Source organism: Rhodoferax sp. (genome assembly GCF_012927445.1).
In the GTDB taxonomy this organism is placed as follows: domain Bacteria; phylum Pseudomonadota; class Gammaproteobacteria; order Burkholderiales; family Burkholderiaceae_C; genus Rhodoferax.
In genome coordinates, this window is sequence record NZ_JABBPD010000004.1 from 52,856 (window position 1) to 64,685 (window position 11,830).

The window sequence follows — 11,830 nt, forward strand, 5'->3', positions numbered from 1 at the left end:
CCCCGTTCAACGGACTGGCATGTGTTGGTTGCAAAGCCAGTGCCGGGCCCAGGTTCGGACCCCTGATGCTTGAGAGCAGCTATCGTCTTGATAGCTACTCCCACCCGTCCAGCAAGGGCTAGCGGCTTAAATAGTTTAAAGCGCCTTCGCCCGCCTGTTTGCCGCTGGCAAAACAAGCCGTCAGCAAATAGCCGCCGGTAGGTGCTTCCCAGTCCAGCATCTCGCCGGCGCAGAACACGCCGGGTAATTGCTCCAGCATCAGGTGCTGATCGACCGCCTCAAACAGCACACCCCCGGCGGTGCTGATGGCTTCGTCCATCGGGCGGGCGGCGACCAGCGTGATGGGCAGGGCCTTGATGGCGGCGGCCAGTGCGACCGGGTCATTCATCTGCTCTTTGCTCAGCAACTCATGCAGCATGGCGGCCTTGATGCCGTCGATATGCAAACGGCTTTTCAGGTGGCTGGAGAGCGAGCGCGAACCGCGAGGGTGGCGCACTTCGGCCAGCACTTTTTCTGCCGACATATCAGGCAGCAGATCAAGATGAAGGGTGACCTGCCCCTGGCGGATGATGCCGTCGCGCAGCAGGCTGGAGGCGGCGTAAATCAGGCTGCCTTCCAGCCCGGTGGCGGTGGCGACAAACTCGCCCTTGCGCTGAAAACTGACGCCCTGCGAGGTCGTGAAATGAATCGCCACCGTCTTGAAGGGCTGGCCGGCAAAGCGGCTGGCAAAGTGCTCGCTCCAGCCGCCTTTGGCATCAAAGCCGCAATTGGTCGGCAGCAGCGGCGCCACCGCCACGCCGCGCGCTTGCAGCCATGGCACCCAGGCGCCGTTGGAACCGAGCCGCGCCCAGCTGCCGCCGCCCAGTGCCAGCACCACGGCGTCGGCTTGTGCCTGCACCGGGCCTTGCGGTGTGTCGAAACTTAAATGCGTGCCTTCGCTGCTGTCCGCGCTCCAGCCGGTCCAGCGATGGCGCATGTGAAACTGCACGCTCGGCCCAGCGGCCGGATGGCGCAAGCGAAACAGCCAGGCGCGCAGCAACGGCGCCGCCTTCAGGTCCGCAGGAAAGACCCGGCCCGAGGTGCCGACAAAGGTCTCGATCCCCAGCGCCTTGGCCCACTCACGCACTTGTTGGTTGTCAAAACCCTGCAGCAAAGCCTCAATCTGTTGGCGCCGGGCGCCAAAGCGCGAGGCAAAAATATCCACCGGCTCCGAGTGCGTCAGGTTCAGGCCCCCTTTGCCGGCCAGCAAAAACTTGCGGCCCACCGACGGCATGGCGTCATACACATGCACTTCCACGCCAGCGGCCGACAACACGTCGGCGGCCATCAAACCGGCGGGACCACCACCGACCACAATCACTTTTTTCATCGCATCACTCTTCACTTTTATTCACCCTCAAAAACCGGATTCCCGCCTGCGCGGGAATGACAAATTAAATTTCTACCAAGGCACCTTGCGCGGTCAAAAACGCCGCTTTGACCACGTCGTCCGGGTAAATGACCTGAACGGCGGCACGGTAGGCACGCAATTGCGCCACCAGTTCGGGCTGGTTTTGCGGCGCGTGGGCCGACTTGTAATCCAGCACCCACCAATGGCCTGCATTGTCGGCGTCTTTGCGCTGCACCAGCCGGTCCAGCCGCAGCGACTCGCCCTGGACCATCAGTTCGACTTCGTTGCCCTGCCAGCCGACCACCGCCTGATCCCAGGCCCAGGCGCCCTCGCCCTGCAAAATGCGCTCGGCCATGGCGGCGGCCTGCACGCCCTGCGTCGGGCTGAGCTCAAATTCACGCACCGCGGCCGCCGTGTTGCCGGCAGAGACTTCGCCCCACTCCAGCAGGCGGTGCATGGCTTTGCCGAGGCGCGCCGTGGGGGAGTCTTCCTCCTCCGTCGCGTCACCCAGGCCCTCTTTTGCTTCTTTTTTTATAGCTGCTTGCGAAGATTCTACGGGGGCTAGCGGCAGTTCTTTGATATAAAAAACTCGGGCAACCGCCGTGGCCGCGGCCACCACCGGCACGGGTGACGGATCGGGCGTGACCGCCGTTGCCAGGGTGGCGAGGCGCTGCCACCAGCTGCGCTCGGCCGCCCGGTACGGCTCGATGCTGGAGATTGCCAGCGTGTGGCGAGCGCGTGTCAGGGCGACGTACAAGGCGTTGAGCTCTTCGCGCTGGCGCTCCACCCGTTCGGCGTCGAGCGTCGGCACGGCGCAGGCGGGCGGATTGCTCTCGCTGGCCAGAAAGACAAACTTGTTCGGCCACTCGGCCTCGCCCGGCCAGTCCACCAGCACGCCCATGGTGTCGGCGTTGCGCTCCGGGGTGTCGGTGTCGAGCAACAGCACGGCCTGCGCCTCCAGACCCTTGGCACCGTGAATGGTGAGCAGACGCACCGCCAGCGGATTCACGGCAGCCGGCGCCAGCACACCGCCGGCTTTGAGGGCGCGCACAAAGGCATACGGCGTGGCGTAGCGCCCGCCGCCCAGTTGCAGCGACACGCCGAGCAGCGCGCGCAAATTGGCCAGCACCGCCTCCCTCTGGTTGGCGGGCACTGCCGCGGCAAAGCGGGCCAGCACGTCGCCCTGGCTGTAGATGGCCTGCAAGGCGTCGTGCGGCGGCAGCTGGTCAAGCCAGCGTTTCCATTGCATTAAAACGACCGCCAGCCCCCGTCCATCGGGCGCCAGTAGCTCTGTTTTTTGTAGCAAATCGAACCACGGCTGATTCGATTCGCGCTGCAGCAGCGCCAGCTGCACCAGGGCGTCATCGCCCAGGCCAAACAAGGGCGACTTGAGCACCCGCGCCAACGACAGATCGTGCTGCGGCGACACCAGCACATCAAGCAAGGCGACGATGTCTTGCACTTCGCAGCAGTCGATGAGCTCGGTTTTTTCGCCAATCTGGGCGGCGATGTGCAGCTTGCGCAGCTCGTCCTGCAAAGGCATCAGCCCGACGCGTTTGCGCGACAGCACCATGACATCGGACGGTTGCAGCTTGGCGCGAAGCAGTTGCTGCGCAATCCAGTGCGCCGCTTGGCGTGCCTCCAGGGTGCGCAGGGTTTCTTCGGGGATTTCGCGCGGGGTGGTGAGGCTGTCACGCCACGCGTCAGCGTCAGCGTCCGCCGCACCGGCCGGGCGCGCCGACCGGGGGATGGACGGCAGTTTGCAGACCTCGCCTGCCTCGGCCGAACTGGTGGTGTGCGGGCGAAAGCCGTCATAACCATCGGCCTGCGCCGCCTCCCCCATGGCGGCGTTGACGCAGTCAATCACGCCGGAGGCGTTGCGCCGGGTGTGGTCGCAGCTGAGCAGGTCGCCGCCCAGGCCGTCACGCACAAATTCTTTGGCCGCCTTGAACACCTGCGGCTCGGCGCGGCGAAAGCGGTAGATGCTTTGCTTCGGGTCGCCAACGATGAACACGCTCGGCGCCGTGGCCCCGTCGCCGCCGCTCGATCCGCCACCCGAGCCGGCGTAGCCACTCAGCCAGGAACGCAGCGCCTGCCATTGCAGCGGGTTGGTGTCCTGAAACTCGTCGATCAGCAGGTGCTTGATGCGGGCATCCAATCGTTCCTGCACCCAGCCCGACAACACCGGGTCGCCCAGCATGACCAAGGCGGCGCGCTCGACGTCGTTCATGTCGACCCAGCCGTGCTGGCATTTCAGGGCGGAGAACTCTTTGAGCAGGACACGGGTCAGGCGCGCCATGCGTTGCTGGTAGGTCCAGGCCGCATGCTGCAGGCGCGCGGCCACCACGCGCAGCACCAGGTCTTGCGCCTCGCGCACCCCCTCGATGCCGGCGATCTTCTCGCCAAACTTGCGCGGCGTGCCGGTGGCGGTCAGCAAGGCCGCGAACACGGCGGCGATGTCGCCGCTGGTGAGCGCCATTTCCAGCTCCACGCCTTTGGCGGCAAACGTTTTGGCACTGGCGCCGCCCAGCGCTTTGGCCGCGTCGAGCAGGGTTTGCCAGCGCAGCGGGGTGGCCCGCAGAAAGTCATCCGGCGCTTCCAGCCAGGCAAAGTCGGGGTACTGGTCACAGAAGTGCTGCACGGAGTCGGCCACCACGCCCTGGGCGTCGGCCAGGGCGAACTCGGTGCGCTTGTCCAGCGCGGTCTGCAGCGCTTTTTCGGTCTGCGAGCGGCCATGCTCAAAGACGACCGCTTCAAAGTCGGCTTTCAGCGCCGCGTCCGCCAGCAAGGCCGCATAAAAACGCCGCCACACCAGCGCCTTGGCCGGGGCGTCATCTTCCAGCAACTCGTAGTTGGCGGGCAACGCCATTTGCTGCAGAACCGCCAGCGGCGCGGTGCGCAACAAGGCGGCAAACCAGCTGTGAAAAGTGCGTACCTGCACTTGCCGCCCACTGGCGAGAATGCTTTGGTATAAATTTGATAGCTGCTCAGGCAGGATAGACGGGGGCTGGAGGTCGTTTTGAATCAAAACACCGCGATCCCGCAGCTCTTTGACCAGCGTCGCGGGGTCGGCCGCAGCAAAGTCGGCCAGCCATTTGTAGAGCCGCTCCCGCATCTCGCTGGCCGCCCGTTTGGTGAAGGTGATGGCCAGAATCTCGTGCGGCTGCACCCGCAGCTGCCCGTCCTGGGCGTCCACGCCATCCAGCAGCGCCCGCACGATGCGCGACACCAGCATCCAGGTTTTGCCGGCACCGGCGCAGGCTTCAACCGCGACGCTGCGGCGCGGGTCGCAGGCGATTTTGTAGAACGCTTCGGGGCTGACGAGCTGGCCGTTGTGTTCGTAGGCGGCTTGGGGTTCAAAGTTAGGCATTTGTTGATTTGGTTCTGTTATCTGCGCTTCAATGCTGTGGTTTTTTCTATGCTGTATTCCCCCCCCTATCCCCCAACCCCTTTCCACCCCCGCCGGGGCGGAAAGGGGGGCTAACTGCCACATTTGGCCTTGTTTTTGAAGGTGGGACGTACACGCGCAACTTAACGTTGTCGTTCATTCCCATGCGTAAGACTCATTGACATTCGTTTTAGCTCGCTCCAGATTGTTGCCCTCAAAGAGGAACTCATCCCCTTTAAAAACGCGGCCAAATGAGGCTCCCCTCTTTCGCCCGGCGGGGCGAGAGAGGGGCTGGGGGAGTGAGTGGGGGAAAACTCCCAAAAAGCCCAAAAAGCAATCAATCCCCCCAAAAATCCTTCCGACACAACCCCCGCGCCGCACAAAACTCGCAAGCCTTGCCCTCCCCCAACGCCGGCATCCCAGCACCACCCGCAATCCGCGCCATGTCCGTGGCAATGCCCTCCAGCAACTGGTCCCGCAAAGCCACAATGTCCGGTTGCCCGTAGCTTTTGGTCGCGTCCTTCTCCCCCACATTGACGTAGGCAGCAGCCAGCATGTCGTCGGTCAGGAGCGCCGCATAAAAGGCGAGTTGAGTGTCTTCCAGCGACTGCTTGATGCGCTGGGCCGTGGTGCCTGGCGCTTCGGTTTTGTAGTCGATCACCAGCGCGCTGCCGTCCGCCAGACGGTCAATCCGGTCGATCTTGCCGACCAGCGTCAAGCGACCCAGCGCGGTTTCTTTCCAGGATTCGGCCTCACTGAAGGTGGCGCCGCCCGCCTCGTGCCCGGCCAACCACTCCAGGTAGCCGGCACGCACCCGCGGCCAAGCGGCCGCAAAGGGCAAAAATTCACTCGGCGACAAACCCAGCTCCACCGTGGCCTGCTCCGCTGCTACGTTAATCATAGCTACTCGCACAATCAGTTCGGGGGCTGGCGCCTTGTTTAAGGCTTCATGAAAGAGCTTCAGCACGCCGTGCAGCCAATTGCCAAAATCGCGCTTGCCCAACTCCGTGTCCAGCTCATCCGACTCTTGCAGCTTGAGCTGGCGCAAGGCAAAAAAGCGATACGGGCAGCGGCGCAGGTCTTCGTAGGCGGTGCTGGAAAGCCGGGTCAAGGGCAGCGCATCGCCCGCCGGGCTTGGCATGCGGCCGGGCTGCGGCGTCAGGGCCCGCAACACGCTGGGGTCGGCCACCAGCGCGGCGGCCTGCTGCAGTTGCAACTCTTGCACAAAACCGCTGGCCATCAGGTGTTCGCCCCCCTCACTCAGACGCCACAACACATCAACATGGGGAAACTGCAACGCGTAATGCCAGGCGGCACGGGTTGCCGCGGCCAGTTCTTCGCGCGACGGCAGGCCGAGCAGCGCGCGCTGGGCCGGGGTCCAGAGACCGGGCGGCTCGGGCGACACCGGCAGCCGGACCTCGTCACAGCCGGGCAACACCACCGCCGCCAGCGGCCGCCCCAGCAGCTGGCTCAAAGGGAGGATCACCACTTGCGCGTGGGGCGGATGCTTCGGCGAAAAACTCACCGCCTCCAGCGTCTGGCTGACCCAGGACGTGAAGTCATTCAGACTCATGCGCGCTGGGACATCGGCAAACTCCAGCTCGGCGCCCTCGCGCAGACGCAGCGCGTCCAGCACCGCCTGGCCAGCCGGGTCCTGCATCAAGTTCGGCCATTGCCCCGCGCTTTGCAAGGCGACGCGCAAATCAGCCAGCCAGCGCGCCAGCGGCCGCCCGGATTGCAGCGTGTCGCGCAACGCTTGCACCGGGACCGCCACCCCCTCGGCCACCGGCACCGAACGCCAGTCGCGCACCCCGAGCCGACGCCAGCTCACCTCGGCCTGTGTCACCGCTGGCGGGGCAAACGCCGGTGCATTTTTGAGCCAGTCCAGCACCGCATCGGTCGATGCATCCCACACCAGTGCCCGCAGCAGGCTCATCAGCGAGGCGGCCGAACGCGTGGTGGAGAGCTTCCAGCCGGTTTCGTCCCGCACCGCCACGCCACGTTCACCCAACATGGCCCGCACCCGGCGCGTCAGCACCCGGTCCTGCGCCACCAAAGCAACGGGCGTGCGCCCGGCGGCCAGATGTGCCAGCACACAAGCCGCCGCGCAATGGGCTTCATCTTCGGCATCCTGCGCGGCATGCAGGGCCACCTGGCCGGCACCGCCATTTGAATCGGCGTCCACCGCCAGCGGCAGCGCCATCGCCCGCTCACCCAGCGCCTGCTGCAACGCCAGGGCCATGGGTTCGGCCTGAAAACCACTCAGCAATACCAGCAACTCAGGCGCGGCCGCAAATACCGGGTCCGACGGATAACTGGAGCTGGCGGCCCACGCCACCGCAATCTGCGCCGTCGCAGCCTCCAGCGCCAGCACCGAGGACTCCATGCCGGTGGTCAGCGTGGCGCCTTGGTCCGCACCCCACTGCGCTCGCGCCTGCGGCGGCACGGCAGCGGCTACCCGCGCCAAACTCCAGGTGGCTTCCATCAAGCGCCCGGTCAGCACATTTTGATGCGCCGCCAGCCCGGCGCGCGACAGCAATGAAGCGGCGGTCAGCACGTCCCGCGCAGCGTCCAGCCGCACATCGTCCCCGCTGGGCGCAAAGCCGCCCAGACTGCGGGTCCAGTTCATGGTGGTCTCGAAGCGGGGCAAAAAATGCGCGGTAGTCTGCGCGTTGTCGAGCCCGCGCAACCAAGCGCTGCGCGCTTCCTGCATCAGCTGGGCATAGGGCACCAGCACCACGACGCGCGAGGCATGCACGTTCTGAAGCGTCATCGCGGCACGGATCTGGTCCATGACGCGGTCCCACGCTCGGTCTGCGTGATGTTTTTTTACTATTTCATCCATAGGGAATGGGCAATCGGTGGATGGGCTTGGTTTCTGTCACAATTTCCCCACTTTACCTGTACCGACTACCAATCTAGGAAAAAACAATGGCCAGCGAACTTATCAAACATGTGTCTGACGCGTCTTTTGAAGTGGACGTCTTGCAATCGGCTCTGCCCGTGCTGGTAGATTACTGGGCCGAGTGGTGCGGACCTTGCAAGATGATCGCGCCGATTCTGGACGAAGTGTCCACCGCCTATGAAGGCAAGCTGCAAGTCACCAAAATGAATGTGGACGAAAACCGCGACATTCCGGCCAAATTTGGCATTCGCGGCATCCCCACACTGATGCTGTTCAAGGGCGGCCAACTGGCGGCCACCAAGGTCGGCGCCATGAGCAAGGCCCAAATGACCGCCTTTATTGACCAGCAACTGGCCTGATCCGGTCAACGCCCCAGCGGCTTGACTTTATCGTGCAGCCTTGACAACGCTTCAAGGCTGCAGTTTTCCCCTCCCCGTTTTCCTGTCATAATCACTTTAATTCGCTGACGCTCACCCCGAGTCAGTTCGAGTTCCAGGTTTAAAACCTTGCGGTTGCGGATACCGATCCGCCTCACACACATCTCCCCCCGTATTTCGTTCAACACCCATTTGGGCCATTCCATGCACTTAAACGAACTCAAGGCACTGCACGTGTCGGAAGTCCTCAAGCAAGCTGAAGAGCTTGAGATTGAAAACACCGGCCGCATGCGCAAGCAAGAGCTGATGTTCGCCATCATTAAAAAGCGCGCCCGCACGGGTGAGCAAATCATCGCCGATGGCGTGCTGGAAATTTTGCCCGACGGTTTTGGCTTTCTGCGCAGCCCGGATACCAGCTACACCGCCAGTACCGACGACATCTACATCAGCCCCAGTCAAGTCCGCCGCTTCAATCTGCACACCGGTGACATGATTGAAGGCGAAGTGCGCACTCCCAAAGACGGCGAGCGTTACTTTGCCCTGAACAAGCTGGACAAGGTCAACGGCGGCGGACCGGAAGATAACAAACACAAGGTGATGTTTGAGAATCTGACGCCCCTGTTCCCCAATGAACAGATGCGACTGGAACGCGACAACGTCAAGACCGAAGAAAACATCACCGCCCGCGTCATCGACATCATCGCGCCGATCGGCAAGGGCCAGCGCGCCCTGCTGGTGGCCCCGCCCAAGAGCGGCAAGACCGTGATGATGCAGCACATCGCGCACGCCATTTCAGCCAACTACCCCGACAGCCACATGATGGTGCTGTTGATTGATGAGCGGCCGGAAGAAGTGACCGAAATGCAGCGCACCGTCAAGGGCGAGGTGATTGCCTCCACCTTTGACGAGCCCGCCGCCCGCCACGTGCACGTGGCCGAGATGGTGATCGAACGGGCCAAACGCCTGGTCGAGCTGAAAAAAGACGTGGTCATCCTGCTGGACTCCATTACCCGCCTGGCGCGCGCTTACAACAACGTGGTGCCTTCAAGTGGCAAGGTGTTGACCGGTGGTGTCGACTCCAACGCCCTGCAACGGCCCAAGCGCTTCCTGGGTGCGGCCCGCAACGTGGAAGAAGGTGGTTCACTGACCATCATCGCCACTGCGCTGATCGACACCGGCAGCCGAATGGACGAAGTGATTTTTGAAGAGTTCAAGGGCACTGGCAACAGTGAAATCCACCTGGACCGTCGCTTGTACGAAAAGCGTGTGTTCCCGTCCATCCAGCTCAACCGCAGCGGCACCCGCCGCGAAGAGCTGTTGCTGGCGCCCGAAATTCTGCAAAAAACCCGCATCCTGCGTCAGTTTCTGTACAACATGGATGAAATTGAATCCATGGAAATGGTGCTCAAGCAAATGCGCGCCACCAAGACCAACAGCGAGTTCTTCGACATGATGCGTCGGGGCGGCTAAGTTATAATTTACGGTTATATGCGATAAGTACGCTAGGCTTTGAATTGTGCAAAGGTTTGCTCAAGGGCCTGTCGCGGCTAGCGCAACTGATGGAGAAGATATGAAAGAAGGCATTCACCCCAATTACCGCGAAATTTGCTTCCAGGACTTGTCCAATGGTTTCAAATTCGTGACGCGCTCTTGCGCCAACACCAAAGAGATGATCAAGATGGAAGACGGCCGCGAACTGCCGTTGTACAAACTGGATACTTCCAGCGAGTCACATCCTTTTTACACGGGCACACAGAAATCCGTGGACAACATGGGTGGCCGTGTTGAGCGCTTCCGCAACCGTTTCGGCAAGGCCAAAGCCGCCGAAGCTATCGCACCAGCTGCAGCCGAATAAACAGGCAAACGCTTCTTGTCTAAAAGGCAGCCCGGGTTACCGCGCTGCCTTTTTCTTTGATTTAGCATTGCCGTCCGTTTTATATTTTTCTCCAGCCACCTAGCGTGAATCAACCCACCCCTGCCATCGTTGCCCAAGGCGCCGTCCACCGTTTGCCGCGCATCGCCCTGCTGTTGTTTTGCCTCGCCTATGTGCTGCCAGGTTTTCTGGGCCGCGAACCCTGGAAAAGTGCCGACATGGCCGCTTTCGGCTATATGGCCGAACTGGCGCGTGGCGGTACTGCTTGGTTTTCGCCGCAGCTCTTAGGGTTGCCAGCCGAGGTTGACGCGTTGCTTCCCTATTGGTTTGGCGCCTGGGCCATGCAACTGGCACCGGCATGGGTTGCGCCCGACTTCGCCGCACGCATCCCCTTTATTTTGCTGCTGACGCTAACGCTGTTTGCCACTTGGTACGGCACTTACTACCTGGCGCGCAGTCCCGAGGCGCAACCTGTGGCGTTTGCTTTCGGCGGCGAAGCCCTGCCGCCTGACTACGCACGCGCCATGGCCGATGGTGGCTTGCTGGCGTTTATTGCCTGCCTGGGCCTGGCACAGTTGTCACACGAAACCACGCCGGCGTTGGCCCAACTCTGTTTTACGGCCCTGGCTTTTTTCGGACTGGCCGCCCTGCCCTACAGCACGGTGACACCTGCCATCAGTGGCATCATCGGGCTGACGGGATTGGCCCTGTCTGGCGCCCCCACTATGGCCCTTTTGTTCGGCACCGGCAGTGCGGTGATTCACCTGCTGGATCGATCTTCTGCGCCTGACGCCACACGGCTCAAGGCTTTCAGGGCCAGCGGCATTGCCTTGGTGACCATACTTGCGGCCCTGCTCGCCAGCATGCTCGATTTGTGGCGCTGGCGCATTGAGCTACCCGAGGCAAGCTGGACTGAGTGGCGCAGCATGGGGCGTCTGCTGCTGTGGTTCACCTGGCCAGCCTGGCCGCTGGCGTTGTGGACTTTGTGGCGCTGGCGTCGCCAGTTGATTCGTGGTGGCACACCCAGCCGGCATCTGGCGCTACCCTTGTGGTTTGCAGGCGTTGCCGTGGGGGCAACACTGACCACCGCTTCGGGAGAGCGCTCCTTACTACTCGCCCTGCCCGCTCTGGCGGCATTGGCGGCTTTTGCCCTGCCCACGCTGCGCCGAAGCGTGGCAGCCTTGGTGGACTGGTTCACGTTGATATTTTTTTCGGGCTGTGCTTTTATCATCTGGGTCGTCTGGATCGCGATGCAGACCGGTGTGCCCAAGCAACCCGCGGCCAACGTCGCCCGACTGGTTCCGGGGTTTGAACACAGCTTCTCTTTCGCTCCTTTTTTAATAGCATTGGCCGCCACATTGGCGTGGACCTGGCTTGTCAAATGGCGTGTAGGCCGGCACCGCACCGCTATCTGGAAAAGTCTGGTTCTGCCAGCCGGTGGGGCCGCCCTGTGCTGGTTATTGCTCATGACCCTCTGGCTACCGCTGCTTGATTTCGCCCGCAGCTACGTGCCGCTGGTGCGTCGCACGCTGATCGTCATGCAGCAACCACCGCGCTGCGTTGAAGCCTATGGCCTGAGTCGAGGCCAGATCGCCGCCTTTCAATTCCATGGTGATTTGGTCATGCGACCCATGGACTCCAAGAATAGCTGCCCCTGGCTGATCGTGGACAAGGATGCGATAAAAATACTGCCAGTAAAAATCGATGAAACGCAATGGTCTTTTCACAGTGCCATGCGCCACCCTTCTGACCGCAATGAGGACCTGCTCGTCTACAAACGTAAAGCCAAGCCGGGGTCCTAACAGACCTCGCAGCAGCCGTCATCATCGGCCGGCGATGCGGCAACTGGCCGCGCTGTAGGGAATAGAACTGATCGAGTGCGGCAAGCTCATAATGC

At 62.4% G+C, this 11,830-nt stretch carries 7 protein-coding genes; 4 read left to right on the forward strand and 3 right to left on the reverse strand.

Features of this window, described 5'->3' with window-relative positions; all coding sequences use genetic code 11:
• Window positions 1-118: 118 nt before the first annotated feature.
• From HHJ17_RS05700 to HHJ17_RS05710, 3 genes are all read right to left on the reverse strand, one after another.
• On the reverse strand, window positions 119-1,369 hold the full coding sequence (locus HHJ17_RS05700) for a TIGR03862 family flavoprotein (protein WP_296498789.1): 1,251 nt from the start codon (window positions 1,367-1,369) through the stop codon (window positions 119-121).
• A 64-nt stretch (window positions 1,370-1,433) separates the two neighbouring features.
• A complete protein-coding gene (locus HHJ17_RS05705; protein WP_296498791.1) occupies window positions 1,434-4,760 on the reverse strand; it encodes an exodeoxyribonuclease V subunit beta in 3,327 nt (1,108 codons plus the stop codon).
• A 355-nt stretch (window positions 4,761-5,115) separates the two neighbouring features.
• Window positions 5,116-7,623, reverse strand: coding sequence for a PD-(D/E)XK nuclease family protein (locus HHJ17_RS05710; protein WP_296505218.1), 2,508 nt, complete (start codon window positions 7,621-7,623; stop codon window positions 5,116-5,118).
• Between the two features lie 86 nt (window positions 7,624-7,709).
• On the opposite strand from HHJ17_RS05710, the gene trxA reads away from it, so the two are divergent.
• From trxA to HHJ17_RS05730, 4 genes are all read left to right on the forward strand, one after another.
• Window positions 7,710-8,042 carry a thioredoxin TrxA gene (gene trxA / locus HHJ17_RS05715; RefSeq protein WP_296498796.1) on the forward strand — a complete coding sequence of 111 codons (333 nt, stop codon included), beginning with the start codon at window positions 7,710-7,712 and terminating at the stop codon, window positions 8,040-8,042.
• Window positions 8,043-8,264: 222 nt separating this feature from the next.
• A complete protein-coding gene (gene rho, locus HHJ17_RS05720; RefSeq protein WP_296498798.1) occupies window positions 8,265-9,530 on the forward strand; it encodes a transcription termination factor Rho in 1,266 nt (421 codons plus the stop codon).
• A 100-nt stretch (window positions 9,531-9,630) separates the two neighbouring features.
• Window positions 9,631-9,915, forward strand: a complete 285-nt coding sequence (locus HHJ17_RS05725; RefSeq protein WP_296498801.1) for a type B 50S ribosomal protein L31 — start codon at window positions 9,631-9,633, stop codon at window positions 9,913-9,915.
• Between the two features lie 104 nt (window positions 9,916-10,019).
• Window positions 10,020-11,735, forward strand: coding sequence for a hypothetical protein (locus tag HHJ17_RS05730; protein ID WP_296498804.1), 1,716 nt, complete (start codon window positions 10,020-10,022; stop codon window positions 11,733-11,735).
• Window positions 11,736-11,830 lie beyond the last annotated feature (95 nt).